The following is a 21,077-nucleotide window of genomic DNA, read 5'->3' on the forward strand; positions in this document are numbered from 1 at the left end:
CGGCGGGCGCGGGCGCGGGCAGCGGGCGGCGGGCGGCGGGCGCGGGCGCGGGTGCGGGGGTGCGCGGCGACCCTGTCAGGGGTTGCGGCGGCGGGGGCGGTAGCTGGCGATGGTGGCCGGTAGGCCGCGACGGATGATGCCGGCCCAGTCGGTGTCGCCGCGCAGCACCGCCGCGGCGGTCTTGCGTGCCTGCTCGACGGTGAAGTGCGGCGGCAGCATCAACTCGGCCGGGTCGACCAGCGCGTTGATCACCACCGGCCGGTCGGCGGCGAGGGCCCGTTCCCAGACCCCCGGCACCTGCTCCGGCGCGTCGATCAGCTCGCCGTGCAGCCCGAGCACCTCCGCCCACTGGTGGTAGCCGATGTCCGGCAGCTGCTGACTGTCCGGGAACATCGGCGTCCCCTCGGTGCTGCGCTGTTCCCAACTGACGAACGCCAGGTCGCGGTTGTTGAGCACCAGCACCACGAACCGCGGGTCGGCCCAGCTACGCCAGTACTTGGCCACGGTGATCAGCTCGTTGACGCCGTTCATCTGCATCGCCCCGTCACCGATCAGCGCGACGAGGGGCCGGTCCGGGTGCGCGAACTTCGCGCCCAGCGCGTACGGCATGGCGCCGCCCATGGACAGCAGCGTGCCGGAGAGGCTGGCCAACATCCCGGGGCGGACCTGCACGTGCCGGGCGTACCAGGCGGTCGCGGTGCCGCAGTCCACCGCGATCATGACGTCGTCGGGCAGCCGTTCGTTGAGCGTGCTGAACAGCAACTGTGGATTGACCGGGTCGGCCGGCTGTTCGGCCAGTTCCCGCTGGGCCCGACGCCACTTGGAGGTGGCCTCGCCGATCTCCAGCCGCCAGGCGGCCGGCCCCGGGCCGGGGCCCAGCTCGCGCAGGAGCGCCCGCAACGTCGGGCCGGCGTCGCCGGTCAGGTTCACCTCGGTCGGAAAACGCAGCCCGAGCTGGGTGCCGTCCAGGTCGATCTGCACACCGCGGGCCTGGCCCTCGGGCGGGTAGAACTCCGAGTACGGCATGTTGCTGCCCACGATCAGCAGGCGGTCGCAGCCGCTCATCAGCTGCCAGCTCGGCCGGCTGCCGAGCAGCCCGATCGCGCCGGTCACCCACGGCTCACGATGGTCGACGGCGGTGAAGCCGAGCAGTGCGGTGGTCACCCCGGCGCCGAGCCGCTCGGCGATCTCGCGGACCTCGTCCTTCGCGCCGAGCGCGCCCTGCCCCACCAGCATCGCGACCCGCTGTCCGCTGTCCAGCACCTCGGCTGCCCGGCGCACGTCGGCCTCCGGTGGCACGGTCGGCGTACTGCTCGGGGCGTTGCTCGTCTGGTAGTAGCCGTGCGCGTGCGGCGGGTCCGGCACGGCCGGCTCGTCCTGCAGGTCGAGGGGGAGGATCAGGGCGGTGACGGTACGCCGGGCGAGCGCGGTGCGGCATGCCCGGTCGACCAGGTGGCGGACCTGCGCCGGGTGGTCGAGCTGGGCCAGGAACGCCGACGCGACGTCCTTGTAGAGGGCCAGCAGGTCGACCTCCTGGTAGTAGCCGCCGCCCTCGGCGGTGACCGCGGTGTGCCCGACCAGGGCGATCACCGGCTGGTGGTCGAGCTTGGCGTCGTACAGGCCGTTGAGCAGGTGGATGGCGCCCGGCCCGCTGGTCACGAGTGCGCAGCCCAGCGGCCCGCCGCCGTACTTCACATGGGCGGAGGCGGCGAAGCCGGCGGTCTCCTCGTGGCGGACCTGGATGAACTGGGTGCGTTCCCGGGTGCGTTGCAGCGCGGATGTCATGCCGTTGATGCCGTCGCCGGGGTAGCCGTAGTAGCGGTGGACGCCCCAGCTGAACAGGCGGTCGACGATGTGGTCCGCGACGGTGGCGTGCCGGGGCAGGGTGCCCGCTTCGCCCGACGCGGTGTGGCCTGTGCTCACCTGGCTGGTCCTTCCCGTGAAGTCCGGTCCTCCATCAGGGCCATTCCCGTTCCTATCGGGACAAAACACCCTGGCCGGCGGGGCTCGGAACGCCCCGTCGGCCGTCCGGCAGAATCGTCGGGTGCCCGTCCACCAGATCACCGACCCCGACGACGACCGGATCGCCGACTACCGCGCGCTCACCGACGTCGAGCTGCGCACCCGTTGGGAGCCGCCGCACGGCCTGTTCATCGCCGAGGGTGAGCTGGTGCTGCGCCGGGCGCTGCGCGCCGGCTACCCGGCCCGGTCCTACCTGGTCGACGCCAAGCGGGTCGACCAGCTCGCCGACCTGGACACCGGCGACGCGCCGGTCTACGCGGCGACGCAGGACGTGCTGCAACGGGCCACCGGTTTCCACGTACACCGGGGGGTGCTGGCGTCGTTCCACCGCCGGCCGCTGCCGTCGCCGGCCGAGGTGCTCGCCACCGCGCGCCGGGTGGTGATCCTGGAGGACGTCAACAACCACACCAACCTCGGTGCGATCTTCCGGGCCGTGGCGGCGCTCGGGGTGGACGCCGTGCTGCTCTCACCCAGCTGCGCCGACCCGCTCTACCGACGCAGCGTCCGGGTCAGCATGGGCGAGGTCTTCGCCGTGCCGTACGCGAAGCTCGATCCCTGGCCGGACGCGCTCGCCGAGGTCCGGGCCGCCGGCTTCGCCGTGCTGGCGATGACTCCGGCGCCGGACGCGGTGCCGATCCAGCGTCTCGACGCGGCCCAGCGGGCCCGCTCGGCGCTGCTGCTCGGCGCCGAGGGCGCCGGCCTGACCCGGGCCGCGATGGACGCGTCCGACGCCCGGGTGGTCATCCCGATGCGCCGCGGCGTCGACTCGCTCAACGTCGCCGCGGCCACGGCCGTGGCCTGCTGGGAGCTCAGCCGCGACGACCCGTGGTGAGGGCGGACGACCCGTGGTGAGGGCGGACGCCCTCACCACGGCGGCCGTCAGGCGAAGTACTTCGACCAGAAGTTGTGCGTCGGCCAGCTGGTGACGGCGCGGGAAGCGGCCCAGAGCGCGGGGTCGATGTCGCCGTACGTCAGTCCGGACGAGTCGTCGCGCTGGTTGAACAGCACCGCCCAGCTCAACCCGTGGTAGGTGCGGGCCATGAGGCTGTACGTGCCCGGCAGGCTGCCGGTGTGCCAGGTGTTGCGGCCGGTGCCGCCGCTCGTCACCGGTCGGACCTGCCAGCCGAGGCCGTAGTACCAGCCGTTGGCGTTCACGCCGGTCGGGTTCGGTACCGCCCAGACTTTGCCCAGTGAGGTGTTGTTCAAGATGGGGCTGCCGGCGTCGAAGGCCGACGCCCAGCGCACCAGGTCCACGGCCGAGGCGATCCACCCGCCGTTCGCGTCGTGCAGTCGCATGCTGAACGTGCCGTACGGCGAGTCGACCGTGGCGCCGGAGCTGTCCAGCACGGTGGTGCCCTGATACTGCGAGTGGTACCCGACCTCATTGGTGTGCGGGGCGATCGTCCAGCCGTTCGCCATCCGGGTGATGCCCAGCGGCGCGAGCAGCTTCTGCTTCACGTACGTCTCGTACGGCTGGCCGGTCACCGCCTCGATCACCCGGCCGGCGAGCATATAGCCGTAGTTGCTGTACGACACGTACGAGCCCACGTCGTGTTGCAGGGGCTGGCCGGACATGAAGCGGATCACGTCGGCGTGGGTCAGCTCCAGCGGTACGCCGAGCGACCGGGCGATGACCAGGTCCTTGAAAAGCGGGTCGAAGTTGGTCAGGTCCCGGTCCCAGCCGCCGGTGTGCTGGAGGATCCGCCACAGGCTCACTTTGGCCAACCGTGGGTCCACCGCCTGGCCGGCCGGCGGGGTCAGGTCGAGGTACTTGCCGACCGGGTCACCGAGGGCGACCTTGCCCTCCTGAGTGAGCCGGACCAACGCCGCTGCGGTGAGCGACTTCGACAGGCTGGCCACCCGGAACAGCGAGGTCGGCTGGATCAACACGGGGGTGTTGTTGTTGTAGGCCCGGGCCAGCACCAGCCGACCCTTGTACGTCACAGCGAGCTGCCCGGAGGGGATGTGCCGGGCCTGCATGTAGGTCTTCATGGCGTTGTCGAAGGCCGCCAACGAGGCCACCGTGGTGCCGGTGGTGACCCAGGAAGGGAGTGGTGCCGCCTGGACCGGCGACCCACCCAGTGCGCCGGCCGCCAGGGTCCCCGCACCCGCCGCGCCCACCAACTTGCCGAACGTTCGCCTGCTGACCGTCGTCCCGTCCATGCCTCCCCTTCCCGAAGATCACAATCCACGGCACGTTACTCGAAGTGATCTTCTGATGGTGTCCCCTGCGGGATGTCGAGTTCCGGCGTCACGGACGGTAGCGTTGCGGCCGTGTTCCCTACCGTCCGTGAGGTCCTCGCCCTGGACCCGGTCCGCCACGGCGCGCCGCGCGTGGTCGCCGGGGACGCCGGGCTGGACCGCCCGGTCCGCTGGGTGCACGTCGCCGAGGTGCCGGACATCGCCACCCTGCTCGGTGGTGGCGAACTGGTGCTCACCACCGGCATCGGGCTGCCCGCGGACGACGCGGGGCTGCGCGCGTTCATCGGAGACCTGGCCGACGTGGGCGTCTCCGGGCTCGTGGTCGAGCTGGGTCGCCGCTACGTCAGCGGGGTGCCCCGGGTGATGGCCGCCGCCGCCGAGCGGCGTGGCCTGCCACTGGTCGAGCTGCGCCGGGCCACGCCGTTCGTGCGGATCACCGAGGCGGTGCACGCGCTGATCGTCGACGCGCAGCTCACCGAGCTGCGCGCCACCGAGGAGATCCACCAGCGGTTCACCGACCTGTCCGTCGAGGGCGCCGACACCGCCGAGGTGATCCGGCAGGCCGCCGAGCTGTCCGGCTGCCCGGTGGTGCTGGAGAACCTGTCCCGGCAGGTGCTGGGGTACGACCCGGCGGGAGAGAGCGCCGAGTCGCTGCTGGACGGCTGGGAGCAGCACTCCCGGCGGATCCGGCCGGCCGGGCGGACCGCGTACGACCCGGACAGCGGTTGGCTGGTGACCGTCGTGGGTGCCCGGGGGCAGGACTGGGGGCGGCTGTTGCTGCGCTGGCCGGCCGGCGGTGACCTGCTGACCCGCCGCGACGACGACAGCGCGGTCCCCGAGGCCCGACCCGGCGACGGGCCGCCGACCCGGCTCACCATCCTCGTCGAGCGGGCCGCGTCCACCCTCGCGCTGGGTCGGCTGATCCGCCGCGACGCCGAAGGGCTGGAACGGCAGATCCACCGCACGCTGCTCACCGCACTGCTCGACCACTCCCGTCCGGTGGACGAGGTGGCCCTGCGGGCCAAGGCGCTCGGCGTGGTGCTCGACCGCCGACACCTGGTCGGCGTACTGGTCCGGCACCGGGCCGACGACCCGACCGGTGAGGGCGGCCCCGAAGCCGGCCCGGCCCGCCTGCGGGACCTGTCCGAGGCGGTCGTCCAGGCGCTCCGGGAGGCGAAACTGACCGCGCTGACCAGCGCCGTCGACGACCAGTCGGTGGGCGCGCTGCTGGCCCTGCCAGATCCGGCCTCCGAGGACCGCGCGCTGTCCGCGTTCGCCGCGGCGTTGCGTCGGGTACGCCTGGACGCCGGCGCGGTCCGGACGTCGGCCGGTGCCGACGCGCCCCGGGCTCTGCCGGACGTCTCCCGGGCCGCGCCGGACGTAGGTGGTGGTCGGTCGGCGGGTGGGGTGATCGTGGCCGCCGGCTCCGGGGTGAGCAACCTGCGGGAGGCCCGACGGTCACTCGTCGAGGCGCGGCAGGTCGCCGAGGCGGCCCGTCGGGATCGGCGTGACCTGCCGATCTTCCGGCTACCGCATGTCGGCCTGGCCGGGCTGCTGCACCTGCTGCGTGACGAGCCGCGGTTGCAGACCTTCGTCGAGCGTGAACTCGGCGCGTTGCTCGAGTACGACGCCCGGCACCCCCGGGAGCGACTGCTCGACACCCTCCGCGCGTACCTGGAGCAGGGCCGCAACAAGTCCGCGGGCGCCGCCGCCGCGCACCTGTCCCGACCGGCCTTCTACGAGCGCCTGGCCCGTATCGCCCGCATCCTCGACGTCGACCTCGACTCGGTGGAAGCGAGCCTCTCCCTCCATGTGGCCCTGCTGGCCCTGGAAGCAGTCCGAACCCCCTGACCCAGCCCCCCTGACCCAGCCCTCGGCCCCCGCGGCCCTCGGCCCCTCGGCCCCGGCTTCGGCGATCGTGGAGTTGTGATGCATCGCAAAAGCCATGTACAGGGGCGAAACGCCCGCCACAAGTCCATGATCGACGCGGGGGCAGGGCTGCAGTTCGCTCCGTCCGGCGATCTTGCAGTTTCTGCCGGGGCATAGCGGACTAAAGGGGCAGGACATGGACCGAAAGTGCAAGATCGCGGGGGCGGGGCGGGGCGGGGCGGGGCGGGGGAGCGAGGGTTAGAGGAGGGGGGTCAGGGCTTTGGCGTACGTGGGGGGGATGTGGTTGGGGCCACCGGGGGTGAAGACGTCCGACGTGGCGATCGCGGACCAGGCCGTTGCCGGGACGGCATCGACCAGCGCCTGGATGACCGGCGCGTCGCGCCACTGGTCCTGCTCGGCCAGCAGGCCGAGGGCGACCACCGACTCCTCGACCTCGCCCACGCACTCGAAGGGCTTGTGCCCGTCCACGCCCAGCAGCTCCCGGTAGCCGGGGATCTGCTCCGGGTCGGCGAGCAGGTCGCCGCCGAAGATGTGGATGATCCGCTCCCGCGGCATGAACGGCGCCATGGCCAGGAACACGAACCGGCACTTCGGGCAGTCGCGGCACCAGCGCTCGCTCGCGTCCCGCAGCTTGAACGCCGCGTTGCAACTCGTCACGACGTCGTCGTACCGGGTGAACTCGGCGAACAACCGGGCGATGTGCAGCTCGGAGAGCGAACGCAGCAGCGAGAAGTACGGGTCGGTCAGGCCGGCGTGCTCGGCCAGCGCGGCCCGCAGCAGCCCCTCGGCCTCGACACCCTTGGACCACTGGTGGTTGATCTCGTGGCCGTCCCAGACCAGGTTCGGGTCGGACGCCGAGCGCTCGTTGGACATCACCACCGGGCCGAGCCCGTGCAGCACCGCGGTGGCCACCGCGATCAGCGAGTTGATCGCGGTGACCGGGATGTGCCCGTTCAGCGCGCCGGCCGCGTTCAGGTCGAACAGCACCGGGTCGAGCCGCCGCCGGGCGGCCAACGGGGTCAGCCCGGACGCCTCGTTCACCGAGACGATCACGTGGTTGGGGTTGACCGAGAAGGGCACCGGGTCCAGGTCGGCCCGCCGCAGCGCCTCCAGGGTGACGATCGAGTCCTTACCGCCGCCGACCGTGGAGAGCGGGCGACGATCGGAGTCGTCGTACACGCGTGGCGGCTCCGGTGAGCCGGCCGGCACCTCCGGGCGCAGCTCCAGCACGTGCGGCAGCTGGTTGCGGTACGCGTACTCCGCCAGGCCCTTGGTGTAGATGGCGGTGACGTAGTCGACGGCGGCCGCCCCCAGCGGCGCCGGCAGGACGAGCCGGGGCGGCGCGGCGGCCTTGTAGTAGCTGACCCCGGCGACCAGGTGCAGCACGTCCAGGACCCGGGTGAGGGTGGCGACGGTCTCGTCCGACGGCGGCTCGGCCGGCAGCGGAAGGGTGATCACCTCGGTGAACCGCTGCTCGCCCGCCGGGCCGGTCAACGCGTAGTCGAACAACACCTCGCCGGTGGCGAAGTCGATCGAGTACGACGGGAAGGTGAAGGCGTCCATCCGCCGGAGCTGCTCGTTGGGCACACGCCATACTAGGCCCTGGTTCGTCCGGCCGTGTCCGGCTGCGCCGGACCGTGCCCGCCCCACCGCCGCCGCGACCCCCGAGGAGAGCCCCGTGCGCCTGTCTGACCTGCGCGGACGTACCGTCGCCGTCTGGGGGACCGGCCGGGAGGGCCGGGCCGCGGTGATCGCGATCGCCGCGCACGGCCCCGCCGACCTGGTCGCCGTCGACGACAGCGCCAACTTCCTGTCCCTGCCCTGGGAAGGCCCGCTGGCCGAGGCGGCGCCGCTGGTCACCGGCGAGGCGGGCTTCGAGCGGCTGGCCGCCGCCGACGTGGTGGTCCGCTCGCCGGGGGTGCCGCAGACCCACCCGTGGCTCGTCGAGCTGCGTCGGCGCGGCGTCACCGTCACCCAGGGCACGGCGCTCTGGATGGCCGACCACGCCGCGCGCACCGTCGGAGTCACCGGCAGCAAGGGCAAGAGCACCACCTCCAGCCTCATCAGTCACCTGCTCACCGCGGTGGGCCGACCGAACGTCTTCGGCGGCAACATCGGGGTGCCGACCCTGGACCTGCCCGAGTCGGAGTTGTACGTGCTGGAGCTGTCCAGCTACCAGTGCAGCGACCTCACGGACTCACCCCGGGTGGCCGTGGTCACCGCGCTCTTCCCCGAGCATCTGGACGCGCACGGCGGGGAGCGGGAGTACTACCGGGACAAGCTCAACCTGCTCGCCCACGGCCCCGAGACGATCGTGGTGAACGGCGCCGATCCCCGGCTCGCCGCCGAGCTGGGCGACCGGCCGGCGGTTCGGGCCGGTCACCCCGACACCACTCACGTCGCGACCGGTCTGGACGGCACGCCGTGGTTCCACCTCGGCGACCAGCCGCTCTTCCCGCGCGCCGTGCTGCCCCTGGTGGGCCGGCACAACGAGGGCAACCTGTGCGTCGCGCTCGCCGTGCTGGACGCGCTCGGCGTCGACGTGGTGGCCGGCAAGGACCACCTCGCCGTCGCGGTCGCCGAGTTCCAGGGGCTGGCGCACCGGCTCACCGAGATCGCCGACCCGTCCGGGCTGACCTTCGTCGACGACACGCTCGCCACCAGCCCGTACGCGGCCATGCACGCGATCGACGCGTACGACGGGCGGCCCCTGACCGTGATCGTCGGGGGCACCGACCGGGGGCTCGACTACACCCCGCTGGCCGAGCACCTGGCGGAGCGCGAACTGAACGTGATCGGCATCCCGGACAGCGGCGCCCGCATCGTCGGGGCGCTCGCCGGCCTGCCCAAGGTGCGTACCGAGGTGGTCGACGACCTCGTGGACGCGGTCCGGCTGGCTCGCCAGCTCACCCCGGCCGGTGGGGTCGTGCTGCTCTCGCCGGCCGCACCCAGCTACGGCCGGTTCCGCAACTGGGAGCACCGCTCCGAGGTCTTCGCCGAGGCTGTCGCCGACACCGCTGGCGCCTAGGCCGCCGACGGAGTGACCGGAGGAATCCGGGAGGCCGTGTTCTCGGGCACCGCGCACCCGTCCGGGGTGCAGACACCTTCGGCACCGGTGACGACCGGCAGTGGCTGCGGCGTGGGACGGCTCTCGGCCCAGGTCTTGCTGATCAGGGCCAGCAGGTCGTCGGTGCCGATGGCGCCTGGGACGGCGAAGCGGCCGTCGAACACGAGGAAGGGTGCGCCGCGCGCGCCGAGGTGCTCGGCTTCGCGTTGGTCGGCTGCCACGCGGGACCGGTAGCGGCGGCTCCGCAGAGCCTCGGCGGCGCCGGCGTGATCCAGGCCCACCTCGGTGGCGAAGTCGAGGACCTCCTCGGTGGTCCAAAGCTTGCGGGCCTGCCCGAAGTGGGCACGGAACATCGCCGTCCAGATCTCGTTGCCGTGGCCCTGGTCGGTGGCGTAGGCGAGTAGTTCGTGGGCCAGGTCGGTCGGGCCGAGCGTACGGTCGATCGCGCGGTAGGGCGTCAGGCCCTCTGCCTCGGCGGCTCGCTCGATCGGGCGCAGGACGTGGTCCACGGTCGTCGCGGGGGCCCCGGCCATCTCGATCAGCTTGACCTGGCTGACACCCGCGCGGGGCAGGTCGGGGTGGAGTTGGAACGACCGGTGGATCACCTGCACCCGATCGCGGTGCGCGAACCGGTCCAGCGCCAGGTGCAGCCGGTGGTCCATCAGCCCGCAGAACGGGCAGACGATGTCTGACCAGAACTCGATCTTCATGGTGGCCTCCATTTCTTACTTCCTGTTCGTAGCCCCATGATGCATTAGAAACGAGGAGCCACAAAAGGCACATTCATGTGCGTAGCGACCGAGCGATGGATAGGCGGGCGGCGATGAGCGCAGAGGATCTTCGACGGAGACGAAGCAACGTCCGGGCGAGCGTCCGCAGCGCACCAGGACCCTGCGCCCACTGGAACGACGAGGACGCCGACTTCATCCGTGAGGTCCTGGATCTGGTCGGCGACAAGTGGAGCGTGCTGATCATCGGCACCCTGGCGGACGGCCCCACCCGCTACTCGGACCTGGCCGGCGCGATCCCCGGCATCTCCCAGCGCATGCTCACCCTGACGCTCAAGCACCTACAGCGCACCGGGCTGATCAACCGGACCTCGTACCCCGAGGTCCCGCCCCGTGTCGAGTACGCCCTCACCAACCTCGGCACCTCACTGCTGTCCACCGTCCTGGCGCTGGCGGCCTGGTCCGCTGACCATCAAGCCGAGATCCGCCGTCACCAGACGGCGTACGACAAGGCCGCCGCGACGGCGGTGTGATCCAGCGCCGGACCGACGGCGGTCAGTGCGGGCCGAGCTGGTCGTGCAGGGCGCGCATCGAGCGGATGGCCGAGCGGATCTCCTGGAGGTAGCGCCCCGGCGTCAGGGTCGGCTCCGGCGCCCCCGCCAACGCCACCAGGGCCGGGTCGACCCCGACCGTTTCGATGTCGCAGCCGAACGGCAGGGCCAGTGTGCGCAGCGCGTCGGCGTGCTGGAACGGCACGTAGATCGGGGCGGTCACCAGCAGCACCGGGTCACCGAGGGAGAGTCGCACGTGCTCGGCCCAGAAGCGCTGGGTGTCGGCGGTGTGCGCCCGCCGTCGCTCCGGCTCGCTGGAGGGTGCGGCGAGCACCCGTACCGGAGGTAGTCCCGCCGGTCGGTAGGTCCGCGAGGACCAGGACTGGTGCGGGTCGCCGGTGTCGTGACCGTCCCGTTCGGCCGGCGCGTCGACCTCGAAGGAGCGCCGGACCGCCGCGTCCAGCGCGTCGACCTCGGTGTCCCCGGTGATCCCGACACCGGCCAGCACGGCCCGCTCCCGCTCGGACAGCGGGCGGAAACTGCCGAGCACGGCCAGCTCGCCGGCCACCGCCGGGCCGGTGCGCAGCAGGTGGGCGGCGTACGCGACGCGCCGCAGGCAGGCGTGCGCGAGGCCACCGAGGACGACCAGGTGGGCGTACCCGGAACGGGCCGGCGGCACCGGCCGCACCAGGCCCAGCGCGGCGGCCGTGTCGAGGACCAGCCCCGCCGTCGGCGCGTCGAAGGCCGGCTCCCGGGCGTCCGGGCGTTCCCGTCCCTGCCGGAAGTCCCAGTGCCGGGCTGAGAAGTCGTCCAGCCCGGCGAGTACCGCCGTCAGGTCTCCGCCCGGCCAGTCGCCGCCGAAGTGCCGGACCAGCCCGCGCAGCGGTGCCGCGCCGACCCAGGCCCGGACCTCCGACGTGATCCGCTCGGCGACCGTCCCGGTCGGCAGGGCCGCATCCGCACTCCGCACGTGCCGGATGCTACCGCCGTCGCATCGCCGACAGCGGCGATCGTGGTGGACCGTCGCTACCCTGACGGCACAGGCAGATTGGGGTGGCTCGATGGCGGGTGGCACGGTCCGTCGACGGTTCAAGGAGCGCGGCGACAGCTCCGACGGCTTCGTCCGGCTGGTGGCGCACACCGATCCGGTGGCGCTGATCGGCATCACGCTGGCGATCGCGCTCAGCGTCATCCTCGACCTCACCAACGCCGCCTCCGGCGTGGAGTCCCTGCTGGCCGGCCTCATGGGCATCACGATCTCGCTGCTGGTGGACTCGCTGGCCCGCGCGGAGCGCCGGTTCCACCTGCGGACGTTGCTGGACGGGCCGCCCTGGCTGGTGCGCACCACGACCGAGCTCGCCGGGGCGATGCGGGAGGCGGCCGAGCAGCACGCGGGCACCCGGGTCGCCGTGGAGGCGCAGCGGCGCTACGAGCAGTTCCGGATGGAGGCCGAGCAGCTCGCGGACGGCCGGATCGTCCGACGTGGGGACGAGGACGAGGACCTGGTCGGCGCGACCCGGAGCTGTGTCCGCCGGCTGGACGCGCTGACCAACGTGATGCCGAGGGTCAGCGGGGAGTTGAGCTGGTGGCGCAGCGAGATCGGCCGGCGGTACTGGGAGACCAACCGGGCCGCGCTGGAGCGGGGCGTGCAGATCACCCGGGTCTTCGTCTACGCCACGCTGACCGACGAGCTGTCCGAGCTGGTGGAGCGGCAGCGCCAGGCGGGTGCGCGGGTGGGCCTGCTGCCGTTCGGTGTCGTCAGCCCGCAGCTGCACGTCAATCTGGCAGTCTGGGACGGATCGAGTTGTTGGGAGGCCCGGATGACCGCACACGGTGAGATTGGGGAAAATCAGTTCTCGGTCAACCGGGCGGACGTCAGTCGGCTGACCCGGATCTTCGACCTCTGCGTGAACGCCGCGACCTTTCAGGACTGACGGCCCCGCCGGGGCGGAGACGGGTGAGCCATGACGTTGAGTGCGGTCCTGCTGGTGACGGCCGTGGTCTGGGCGGTCAGCGTGATCCGCTCGGTCCGGCTCCGAGCTCTGGTCTACAGCCTCCCGCTGCCGATGACGCTCGCCCTGGTCAGCACCGACTATCGGGTGGACGGGGCGCAGTTGCTCGGCGTGCTCGGGCTCAACCTCTTTTTCGTCACCGTGGCGGTCACCTATCAGCGGCTGCGCTGGCCGATCCTGCTCGCCGACGGCGCGGGGATCGCCGTGTACGTGGGGCTGAGCGCCGGCCTGCTCGCCGTCCCGGTTCCGTTCGAGCCGGCCCTGGCGGGCATGCTGGCGCTCTGGCTGGTGGCCATGCTGCTGCTGCGCCGTCGCGCCCGGCCGCCGGAGACCACCGAGGCGTCCACCGAGGGCCGTCCGGACGGCTTGCCGGCGCTGCTCAAGCTCGTGGTGATCTTCGTCGGGGCGGTGCTCACCTCGCTGTTCGGCGAGCTGCTGCGCGGCATGGTGGTGACCTTTCCGTACTCGGGGGTGCTGGTCGCCGTCGAGGCCCGCCGTCAGTTGCACGACTTCAGTCGGCACTTCGCCCGCAACAGCCTCGCGCTGGTCGGCTTCCTCACCGCCTACCACTACGTGCAGCACGTCTCACCGGCTGTGGCGCTGGGCGCCGGCTGGGTGGCCTTCGGCCTGATCGCCGCCGCTCTGCACCTGCCCCTGCGCCGGCGTCGCCGCGCGGCCGAGCCGCCTCCCGCCGCCGAGCCGCCCCCGTCCGCGCCCGTGGGCGATCAGCAGGTCTGGGTGCAGGTGAGCCCGGATGCAGCCCGCAAGCCTCGTGGCCAGCGTGCCCTCACCGGGCGGCGGCGACCAGGTCCGCGATTCGAGTGAGCGGCTCGGCGTAGCTGGGCCAGTCGAGGCCGTCGACGCTCAGCGTGGGGCGGCGGCGTACGCCGTCCACCGCGCCCGCGCGGACGATCGCGGCCAGCAGGTCGGCCGACCACTGCGGCGCGAGCAGCGTGCGTAGTTCGGGGACGTCGGGGCGGAGCAGCGCCAGCGTGCCGACGAGGGCGGCGGCCGCCCAGTTGGAGGTGCCGCCGACGAGCAGGGCGTCGGCGCCCACTACGCACCGGATGCGCTCGCCGGAGGCGACCACCCGCCCCACGAGGTCCGCCGGCAGCCGGCCCATGCCCAGCTCGTTGCCGCCGTCGCCGATGCCGATCCGGTAGGCGTCACCGGCGGTGTAGAGCTGGTCCAGGGGTGCGGTGTGCGCGCCGATGTCCTCGCCGCGCATGTTGCGGGGTCGGCCGTCCACGCTGGGCCCGACCCGTTCGCAGGCGATCAGGTGGGTCAGCTGGGCGTACCGGGGCAGGAGGGCGGCGGCCCACTCGTCGTACCCGGTCAGGGGTGCGACGTCCACGGGCAGGCCCGGCGCGGCGGCGGCGACGGCCGCCTCGACCACCGGGGCGCAGGGCTCGTCGGTGATCAGCCGGGCCTGGCCACCGAGGAGGCGCAGCGCGGCGGCGATCTGGACCGCGCCGAGCGGCCCGTCGGTCTCCGCGGCGGGCGGGTCGGCGCCCGGAATGAAGAAGCCGGTGAACACCGCGGCGTCCGGTACGGCGGGACCGGCGAGTGACCGGCCGCCGGCGAGCAGCCCGCCCGCCGCCGGTACGGCCAACGCCTCGCTGCCGCGGCCGACCTCCCGCGCGGCGACCCGTTCCAGCTCGGCGATCGTCTGCTCGATGAGCATCGCGTGCCTCCCGGCGACAGTGGACGGTCCCAGAGTAGCGGCGCCGAGCCAGCTACGGATTGCGTGGCGGACGGCGGTGTACACGGTGGGGAAGGTCCGTGATGTGTCGCGCGAGCCCCGGAAATCGTGGGTCAGCTTGACGTGCTGTCAGGCCGGGACCACCTTCGCGCTACACAGTGACAGTTGTCTCTGCTGGTGGGTGATGGAAGCGTGCGGGGGACGCGAACCGCCGTCGGGAAAGGGTGCGACCATGACCTCCGATGACCTGCTGGCCCGGCACCGGGCCGTGCTGCCCTCCTGGATGCCGCTCTACTACGCCGAGCCGATCGAGCTGGTCTCCGGCTCGGGCCGCCGGGTCACCGACGCGCAGGGCCGCAGCTACCTGGACTTCTTCGGCGGTGTGCTGACCAACATGATCGGCTACGACATCCCGGAGATCCGCGAGGCGGTCGAGCGGCAGCTCGCCACCGGCATCGCGCACACCTCGACGCTCTACCTGATCCGGCAGCAGGTGGAGCTGGCCGAGAAGATCGCCCAACGCTCCGGCATCCCGGACGCCCGGGTGTTCTTCACCAACTCGGGCACCGAGGCGAACGAGGCCGCGCTGTTGGTGGCCACCAACCACCGTCGTTCGCACCAGATCCTGGCCGTGCGCAACAGCTACCACGGCCGGTCGTACGCGGCGATGGGCGTCACCGGCAACCGCAACTGGTCGGCCAGCGGGCTCAGCCCGCTCCAGGTGGCCTGGCTGCACTCGGGCGACCGGGTGCGCGGGCTGCTCGCCCGGCTCAGCGCCGAGGAGCAGGTCGACGCGGCGGTGGAGGACCTGCGGGAGGTGCTGGCCACCCAGACCGCCGGCGACGTGGCCGCGCTGATCGCCGAGCCGATCCAGGGTGTGGGCGGTTTCGTGCACCCGCCGGACGGGCTCTTCGCCGGCTGGAAGAAGGTCCTCGACGAGCACGGCATCCTGTTCATCGCCGACGAGGTGCAGACCGGGTGGGGCCGCACCGGCGAGCACTTCTGGGGTTACCAGGCGCACGGCGTCACCCCGGACCTGCTCACCTTCGCCAAGGGCATCGGCAACGGGTTCGCCCTCGCCGGGGTGGTGGGCCGGGCCGAGGTGCTGGAGTCGGTGCCGGCCATCAGCTTCTCCACCTTCGGCGGCAACCCGATCTCCACGGCGGCCGGCAACGCGGTGCTCGACTACCTGATCGCGCACGACCTGCAGGCGAACGCGGCCCGCGTCGGCGGGATCCTCGCCGACGGCCTGCGCGCCGCGGTGGGCGGGCTCGACTGCGTCGCCGAGGTACGCGGCAAGGGGCTGATGCTCGGCGTCGAGTTCGTCCAGGCGGGCACCAGCGAACCCGACCCGGTGCTCACCACTGCGGTCTTCGAGGCGTGTCGGGTGGGCGGGCTGCTCGTCGGCAAGGGCGGCCTGTACGGCAACGTCGTGCGGATGGGTCCACCGTTGACGTTGACCGAGGAGGAGGCCCGTGAGGGTCTGGGCATCCTGGTCGAGGCGATCCGTTCGGCGGCGGGGGTGGCGGCATGAGCATCGGTCACTTCGTCGACGGCAAGCGGGTCGGCGGCACCTCCGAGCGGCGCGGCGACGTGTTCGACCCGGCGACCGGTCGGCGTACCGCGGAGGTGGAGCTGGCCTCGACCGCGGACGTCGACGTCGCGGTGCAGGCCGCCGCCCGCGCGGCGCGGGCCTGGCGGGACGCGTCGCTCGCGCGGCGGTCTGCTGTGCTGTTCGCCTTCCGCGAGTTGGTGCACGCCCGCCGGGACCGGCTCGCCGAGGTCATCACCGCCGAGCACGGCAAGGTGCTCGCCGACGCCGCCGGCGAGGTGCAGCGCGGCCTGGAGGTCATCGAGTACGCCTGCGGCCTGCCGTCGGCGTTGCGCGGCGCGTTCAGCGAGAACGTCTCCACCGAGGTCGACTCGTACACCATCCGGCAGCCGCTCGGGGTGGTCGCGGTGATCTCCCCGTTCAACTTCCCGGTGATGGTGCCGCTGTGGTTCGTGCCGGTGGCGGTGGCCTGCGGCAACGCGGTGGTGCTCAAGCCGAGTGAGAAGGACCCGAGCGCGGCGCTGTTGCTGGCCGAGTGGTTCGTCGAGGCGGGCCTGCCCGACGGGGTGCTCAACGTGGTGAACGGCGACAAGGAGGCGGTGGACGCGCTGCTGGACCACCCCGAGGTGCGGGCCGTGTCGTTCGTCGGCTCGACGCCGATTGCCCGGTACGTCTACCAGCGCGGCACCGCCGCCGGTAAGCGGGTGCAGGCGCTCGGCGGGGCGAAGAACCACATGGTGGTGCTGCCGGACGCCGACCTGGATCTGGCCGCCGACGCGGCGGTCAACGCCGGGTTCGGCTCGGCGGGGGAGCGGTGCATGGCCATCTCGGTGCTGGTGGCGGTGGAGCCGGTGGCCGACGCGCTCGTCGAGCGGATCGCCGCACGGGTGGCCGGTCTGCGGACCGGCGACGGCCGGCGGGGTTGCGACATGGGTCCGCTGGTCACGGCCGCCCATCTAAGCAAGGTGCGGTCGTATGTGGACGCCGGGGTGGCGGCCGGCGCGGTGCCGGTGGTGGACGGTCGGGGCGTGGCGCCGGACGGCGACCCGGAGGGCTTCTGGTTGGGCCCGACGCTGTTCGACCGGGTGACCCCGCAGATGTCGGTCTACACCGACGAGATCTTCGGGCCGGTGCTGAGCGTGGTCCGGGTCGGCTCGTACGACGAGGCGGTCGAGTTGGTCAACGCCAGCCCGTACGGCAACGGCACGGCGATCTTCACCAACGACGGCGGTGCGGCGCGGCGCTACCAGCACGAGGTCGAGGTGGGCATGGTCGGCATCAACGTGCCGATCCCGGTGCCGATGGCGTACCACTCGTTCGGGGGTTGGAAGGCGTCGCTCTTCGGTGATCTGCACGCGCACGGTGAGGACGGGGTCCGGTTCTTCACCCGGAGCAAGGTGGTCACGAGCCGGTGGTTGGACCCTCGGCACGGTGGGGTCAACCTGGGTTTTCCGACGCAGACCTGAGCAGCGGGAACGGGCGGGTAACGGTTCGGCTGCCAACCCTTGCAGTCCGCGCCGGGCTGTCGTAGAAATTCTTCAGCAACTTGCGGTTAACTGAAGAGAATCAACGTGCCTCGCGCGGCGGACGCCTTCCCCCAGCACCGGCGGTCCGCCCGACCCGACCCGAGGAGGACCCTATGAACAGGCGTGACATCCTGCGGCGCAGCGCCGCCGCCGGCCTGCTGGCCACCCCCGCTGCCGGCCTCCTGGCCGGCTGCGCCACCGGCGGTGGCGACAAGGGCGACACCACCACCTACAAGGGCACCAAGAGCGAGCAGAACCCGCTCGGTGTGAAGGAGGACGCGCCGCTCGAGGTGGTGATCTTCGGCGGCGGCTTCGGCGAGGAGTACGCCAAGGCCCACGAGGCCATGTACACCGAGAAGTACCCGAAGGCCAAGGTCAAGCACTCCGTCACCCAGGAGATCAGCAAGACCCTCCAGCCGCGATTCGTCGACGGCACCCCACCGGACGTGGTCAACAACTCCGGCGCCGGCCAGATCGACTTCAACGGCCTGGTCAGCCAGAACGCCATCGCCGACCTCGGTGAGCTGCTCGCCGCTCCGAGCCTTGACGTCCCCGGCAAGACGGTCAAGGACACCCTGCTGCCCGGCGCGGTCGAGGTCGGCTCGTACGACGGCAAGTTCCTGGTGCTCAACTACACCTACACCGCGTACGGCATCTGGTACTCCAACAAGCTGTTCACCGAGCGCAAATGGGAGTACGCCAAGACCTGGGACGAGCACATCGCGCTCTGCAAGCAGATCAAGGCGGCCGGCATCGCCCCCTGGACGTACGCCGGCCTGCACCCGCGCTACATGAGCTGGCCGCTGATCGCCACCGCGATCAAGCTCGGCGGCCCGTCGGTGGCCACCGCCATCGACAACCTCGAGCCGAACGCCTGGAAGTCCGACTCGATGAAGGCCGCGGCCGACGCCTGGCACCAGATCGTCAAGGACAAGTTCATCCTGGAAGGCTCGCCCGGCCTGGACCACAAGCAGTCGCAGACCGCGTGGTGCCAGGGCAAGGCCGCGTTCATCTCCTGCGGCTCCTGGTTGGAGAGCGAGCAGAAGGACGTCACGCCGCCCGGGTTCAACATGACGATCGCGCCCACGCCGAGCCTGAGCAGCGGCGACAAGCTGCCGTTCGAGGCGATCCGGGGCACCGCAGGCGAGCCGTTCATGGTGCCGGCCAAGGCCCGCAACGTCGCCGGTGGCCTGGAGTACTTCCGGACCATGCTGTCGCAGAAGGGCGCGCAGGACTTCACGAAGAAGGTCGCCAGTCTCACCATCGTGGCCGGGGCGAGCGATGGCGTCGAGCTGCCGTACGGGCTGAACACCGTGGTCAAGGCCCTCGACGCGTCTGGCGCCAACGGCTTCAACTGGGTCTACAACAACTACTACCGCAAGCTGGAGCGCAACCTCGTCGACGCCGCGTGCGGCGAGTTCTTCAGCGGCCGGATCGGCCCGGCGGCCTTCCTCGAGCAGTGCCAGAAGGGCGCCGACTCGATCGCCCAGGACAGCTCGATCAAGAAGTACAAGCGAGCGGCCTGACAGCCCGGCCGGTGGGGGTGGGTCCGCCCCCACCGGCCGTACCCTTTGGAAAGGTCCTCCTCGTGAGACATGGCAAGTGGCCGCTGATCGTCACCTTCCTGGTGCCACCGGTGCTGCTCTACGTCGTCTTCGTCGTCTCGCCGTACCTGCAGGCGTTCCAGATCTCCACCACCGACTGGCTCGGCTACTCGGCCGACGCCAACTCCGTCGGGCTGGCGAACTTCAAGACCCTGTGGCACGACGACTACGTCTGGAACGCGTTGAAGAACAACGTGATCCTGCTGGCCCTGGTGCCGGTGCTGACCATCGTGCTCGGGCTCTTCTTCGCCACCATGCTCGCCATGGGTGGGCGCAAGGGCCGGGCGGGGGTCACCGGCGTACGCGGCGGCGCGCTCTACCGCACCGTGTACTTCTTTCCCCAGGTGCTCTCCGTGGTGATCATCGCGTTGCTGTGGAAGGAGGTCTACCACCCGAACAAGGGGCTGCTCACCAGCGCGCTGCACGGGGTGGGCCTGTCCGCGCCGACCTGGCTCGGTGACCCGGCGACGGCGTTCTGGTGCGTACTGGCGGTGATGGTCTGGAGCAACGTCGGCTTCTACGTGGTGCTGTTCGGCGCGGCGATGTCGGCCGTACCGAAGGAGATCTACGAGGCGGTGCTGCTCGACGGCGCGTCCCGGTTCACCACGCTGCGCCGGGTCACCCTGCCGCTGCTCTGGGACACCGTCCAGGTCGCCTGGGTGTACCTGGCCATCTTCGCCCTGGACGGGTTCATCCTCGTACAGCTGATGACCAACGGCGGGCCGAACTTCTCCACCGACGTGATCGGCGTACGGATGTACGACACCGCCTTCGGCAGCGAGACCAAGTTCGGCTACGCCTCGGCGATCGGCGTGGTGATGTTCTTCCTGACCCTCTCGGTGGCGGTGCTGTCGCTGCGGGTCGGCCGGCGCGATCGGATCGAGTACTCGTGACCACACTGGACAAGCCCGCCCCCGCCACCGTGCCGGCGTCGACCGTCGGTCGAGACCGCCCGGTCCGCCGGGAACTCGGCGTGGCCAACGCGCTCTCCCACGGCTTCCTGCTGCTCTGGGGCCTGCTCACCGTACTGCCGCTGATCTGGATGTTTCTCAGCTCGTTCAAGACCAACGGCGAGATCCTGGCCGACCCGTGGGGGCTGCCCAGCGCGCTGCACTTCGACAACTGGGCGCGGGCCTGGACCGGCGCGCACATCGGCCGGTACTTCCTCAACAGCCTCGTGGTGGTGGCCGGCTCGGTCAGCCTCACCATGCTCATGGGCGCCACCGCCGCGTACGTCTTCGCCCGGTACGAGTTCCGTGGCCGGCAGTTCTTCTACTACCTGTTCGTCGGCGGGCTCATGTTCCCGGTGTTCCTCGCCCTGGTGCCGCTCTTCTTCGTGGTGCGTAACGCCGGCCTGTTCAGCACCTGGACGGGGCTGATCCTCGTGTACGCGGCGTACTCGCTGCCGTTCACGGTGTTCTTCCTGTCCGCGTTCTTCCGGACCCTGCCGACCTCGGTGGCCGAAGCCGCGATGGTCGACGGGTGCGGCCACTTCCGGCTCTTCTTCCGGGTGATGTTGCCGATGGCGCGTCCGGGACTGATCAGTGTGGCGATCTTCAATTTCCTCAGCCACTGGAACCAGTTCCTGCTGCCGCAGGTGCTCATGCAGGGCGACGAGTCCAAGTGGGTGCTCGCCCAGGGGCTGTTCGCACTGTCGGTCAGTCAGGGGTACGCCGGCGACTACGCCCGGCTGTTCGCCGGGCTGAGCATCGCGGTCCTCCCGGTGCTCGCGATCTATGTGGCGTTCCAGCGGCAGGTGCAGGCGGGCCTCACCGCAGGGCAGCTCAAGTAGGGCCGGCCCTCGATCGGCCGGGCCTCGCCGCCGGTGGCATCCGCCTTGGCGTTGGCGACCGGCACGACGCATCGACGAGCCGGACGGCAATGGCCACCCTCCTCCATGAGACTGAGGCCTGACCGATACTGATCGGCCGACACAGGCGCTGCTCGTGGCGTGCGCTGCTCGTGGCGTGCGCTGCTCGTGGCGTGCGTCGCTCGTGGCGTGCGCTGCCCTCGGCGTGCGCTGCCCGGGTGCCCAAGATCCGCGCAACTTCCGGGAAACTGCTGCCTCAACGCGCCGGGAGGCAGCAGTTTCCCGGAAAGTGTGTGGATCTTGCGGTGGTGGCGCGGGCAGGTGGGCTCAACCGGTGGTTGCAACACCCTTCCATGATCTTCGTTGGGGTGGTTGTGGCGTCGAGGTTGAGCCCGCTGGAGCGGGAGCAGA

18 protein-coding genes are annotated in these 21,077 nt (G+C 71.5%); 12 read left to right on the forward strand and 6 right to left on the reverse strand.

Annotated features, from left to right (window positions below; translation table 11 throughout):
- Positions 1 to 75: 75 nt before the first annotated feature.
- On the reverse strand, positions 76 to 1,923 hold the full coding sequence (locus tag V6V47_RS31540) for a thiamine pyrophosphate-requiring protein (RefSeq protein WP_334632211.1): 1,848 nt from the start codon (positions 1,921 to 1,923) through the stop codon (positions 76 to 78).
- Positions 1,924 to 1,993: 70 nt separating this feature from the next.
- On the opposite strand from V6V47_RS31540, the gene V6V47_RS31545 reads away from it, so the two are divergent.
- Positions 1,994 to 2,854, forward strand: coding sequence for a TrmH family RNA methyltransferase (locus V6V47_RS31545; RefSeq protein ID WP_334632228.1), 861 nt, complete (start codon positions 1,994 to 1,996; stop codon positions 2,852 to 2,854).
- Between the two features lie 47 nt (positions 2,855 to 2,901).
- On the opposite strand, the gene V6V47_RS31550 is transcribed toward V6V47_RS31545, so the two are convergent.
- Positions 2,902 to 4,185 carry a serine hydrolase domain-containing protein gene (locus V6V47_RS31550; protein WP_334632212.1) on the reverse strand — a complete coding sequence of 428 codons (1,284 nt, stop codon included), beginning with the start codon at positions 4,183 to 4,185 and terminating at the stop codon, positions 2,902 to 2,904.
- 111 nt (positions 4,186 to 4,296) lie between these two features.
- Here V6V47_RS31550 and V6V47_RS31555 point away from each other — a divergent pair, with 111 nt between their 5' ends.
- Positions 4,297 to 6,075, forward strand: a complete 1,779-nt coding sequence (locus tag V6V47_RS31555) for a PucR family transcriptional regulator (RefSeq protein ID WP_442934333.1) — start codon at positions 4,297 to 4,299, stop codon at positions 6,073 to 6,075.
- Between the two features lie 276 nt (positions 6,076 to 6,351).
- On the opposite strand, the gene V6V47_RS31560 is transcribed toward V6V47_RS31555, so the two are convergent.
- The gene (locus tag V6V47_RS31560) at positions 6,352 to 7,701 is read right to left on the reverse strand and encodes a hypothetical protein (RefSeq protein ID WP_334632214.1); all 1,350 of its coding nucleotides are present in this window, start codon (positions 7,699 to 7,701) and stop codon (positions 6,352 to 6,354) included.
- Between the two features lie 91 nt (positions 7,702 to 7,792).
- Here V6V47_RS31560 and murD point away from each other — a divergent pair, with 91 nt between their 5' ends.
- Entirely contained in the window at positions 7,793 to 9,142 is a 1,350-nt protein-coding gene (gene murD / locus V6V47_RS31565; RefSeq protein ID WP_334632215.1) for a UDP-N-acetylmuramoyl-L-alanine--D-glutamate ligase, read from the forward strand.
- On the opposite strand, the gene V6V47_RS31570 is transcribed toward murD, so the two are convergent.
- On the reverse strand, positions 9,139 to 9,891 hold the full coding sequence (locus tag V6V47_RS31570; protein ID WP_334632216.1) for a DsbA family oxidoreductase: 753 nt from the start codon (positions 9,889 to 9,891) through the stop codon (positions 9,139 to 9,141). The genes murD and V6V47_RS31570 overlap by 4 nt on opposite strands.
- Positions 9,892 to 10,004: 113 nt before the next feature.
- On the opposite strand from V6V47_RS31570, the gene V6V47_RS31575 reads away from it, so the two are divergent.
- The gene (locus V6V47_RS31575) at positions 10,005 to 10,442 is read left to right on the forward strand and encodes a winged helix-turn-helix transcriptional regulator (protein ID WP_334632217.1); all 438 of its coding nucleotides are present in this window, start codon (positions 10,005 to 10,007) and stop codon (positions 10,440 to 10,442) included.
- Positions 10,443 to 10,464: 22 nt separating this feature from the next.
- Here the strand turns inward: V6V47_RS31575 and V6V47_RS31580 are convergent, their stop codons facing one another.
- Entirely contained in the window at positions 10,465 to 11,430 is a 966-nt protein-coding gene (locus V6V47_RS31580) for a hypothetical protein (RefSeq protein ID WP_334632218.1), read from the reverse strand.
- Between the two features lie 91 nt (positions 11,431 to 11,521).
- Between V6V47_RS31580 and V6V47_RS31585 the strand changes: the two genes are divergently transcribed.
- Both V6V47_RS31585 and V6V47_RS31590 read left to right on the forward strand, forming a co-directional pair.
- Positions 11,522 to 12,394, forward strand: a complete 873-nt coding sequence (locus tag V6V47_RS31585) for a hypothetical protein (RefSeq protein WP_334632219.1) — start codon at positions 11,522 to 11,524, stop codon at positions 12,392 to 12,394.
- A 30-nt stretch (positions 12,395 to 12,424) separates the two neighbouring features.
- Positions 12,425 to 13,297 carry a hypothetical protein gene (locus V6V47_RS31590; RefSeq protein WP_334632220.1) on the forward strand — a complete coding sequence of 291 codons (873 nt, stop codon included), beginning with the start codon at positions 12,425 to 12,427 and terminating at the stop codon, positions 13,295 to 13,297.
- On the opposite strand, the gene V6V47_RS31595 is transcribed toward V6V47_RS31590, so the two are convergent.
- Positions 13,260 to 14,156, reverse strand: a complete 897-nt coding sequence (locus V6V47_RS31595; protein ID WP_334632221.1) for a glutamate cyclase domain-containing protein — start codon at positions 14,154 to 14,156, stop codon at positions 13,260 to 13,262. The genes V6V47_RS31590 and V6V47_RS31595 overlap by 38 nt on opposite strands.
- A gap of 250 nt (positions 14,157 to 14,406) precedes the next feature.
- Here V6V47_RS31595 and V6V47_RS31600 point away from each other — a divergent pair, with 250 nt between their 5' ends.
- From V6V47_RS31600 to V6V47_RS31625, 6 genes are all read left to right on the forward strand, one after another.
- On the forward strand, positions 14,407 to 15,708 hold the full coding sequence (locus V6V47_RS31600; protein ID WP_334632222.1) for an aspartate aminotransferase family protein: 1,302 nt from the start codon (positions 14,407 to 14,409) through the stop codon (positions 15,706 to 15,708).
- Positions 15,705 to 17,192 carry a CoA-acylating methylmalonate-semialdehyde dehydrogenase gene (locus V6V47_RS31605; RefSeq protein WP_334632223.1) on the forward strand — a complete coding sequence of 496 codons (1,488 nt, stop codon included), beginning with the start codon at positions 15,705 to 15,707 and terminating at the stop codon, positions 17,190 to 17,192. The genes V6V47_RS31600 and V6V47_RS31605 overlap by 4 nt, the downstream gene beginning before the upstream one ends.
- 173 nt (positions 17,193 to 17,365) lie before the next feature.
- The gene (gene ngcE / locus V6V47_RS31610) at positions 17,366 to 18,778 is read left to right on the forward strand and encodes an N-acetylglucosamine/diacetylchitobiose ABC transporter substrate-binding protein (RefSeq protein ID WP_334632224.1); all 1,413 of its coding nucleotides are present in this window, start codon (positions 17,366 to 17,368) and stop codon (positions 18,776 to 18,778) included.
- Between the two features lie 62 nt (positions 18,779 to 18,840).
- Positions 18,841 to 19,749 (forward strand): carbohydrate ABC transporter permease, encoded by a 909-nt coding sequence (locus V6V47_RS31615; RefSeq protein ID WP_334632225.1) that lies wholly within the window; start codon positions 18,841 to 18,843, stop codon positions 19,747 to 19,749.
- Entirely contained in the window at positions 19,746 to 20,648 is a 903-nt protein-coding gene (locus V6V47_RS31620; protein WP_334632226.1) for a carbohydrate ABC transporter permease, read from the forward strand. Before V6V47_RS31615 ends, V6V47_RS31620 begins: the two co-directional genes overlap by 4 nt.
- Positions 20,649 to 20,884: 236 nt before the next feature.
- Positions 20,885 to 21,077 (forward strand): hypothetical protein (locus V6V47_RS31625; RefSeq protein WP_334632227.1); only part of this gene is annotated, 193 nt, incomplete at its 3' end.

The sequence above is a fragment of the Micromonospora sp. CPCC 205539 genome, assembly GCF_036906815.1.
Taxonomy (GTDB): Bacteria; Actinomycetota; Actinomycetes; order Mycobacteriales; family Micromonosporaceae; genus Micromonospora.

What these genes read in the sequence shown, in the direction of transcription:
- V6V47_RS31550 (WP_334632212.1), bottom strand. Translation starts at nt 4,185, where the DNA reads ATGGACGGGACGACGGTCAGCAGGCGAACGTTCGGCAAGTTGGTGGGC.
- V6V47_RS31570 (WP_334632216.1), bottom strand. Translation starts at nt 9,891, where the DNA reads ATGAAGATCGAGTTCTGGTCAGACATCGTCTGCCCGTTCTGCGGGCTG.
- V6V47_RS31575 (WP_334632217.1), top strand. Translation starts at nt 10,005, where the DNA reads ATGAGCGCAGAGGATCTTCGACGGAGACGAAGCAACGTCCGGGCGAGC.
- V6V47_RS31585 (WP_334632219.1), top strand. Translation starts at nt 11,522, where the DNA reads ATGGCGGGTGGCACGGTCCGTCGACGGTTCAAGGAGCGCGGCGACAGC.
- V6V47_RS31590 (WP_334632220.1), top strand. Translation starts at nt 12,425, where the DNA reads ATGACGTTGAGTGCGGTCCTGCTGGTGACGGCCGTGGTCTGGGCGGTC.
- V6V47_RS31595 (WP_334632221.1), bottom strand. Translation starts at nt 14,156, where the DNA reads ATGCTCATCGAGCAGACGATCGCCGAGCTGGAACGGGTCGCCGCGCGG.
- V6V47_RS31600 (WP_334632222.1), top strand. Translation starts at nt 14,407, where the DNA reads ATGACCTCCGATGACCTGCTGGCCCGGCACCGGGCCGTGCTGCCCTCC.
- V6V47_RS31605 (WP_334632223.1), top strand. Translation starts at nt 15,705, where the DNA reads ATGAGCATCGGTCACTTCGTCGACGGCAAGCGGGTCGGCGGCACCTCC.
- ngcE (WP_334632224.1), top strand. Translation starts at nt 17,366, where the DNA reads ATGAACAGGCGTGACATCCTGCGGCGCAGCGCCGCCGCCGGCCTGCTG.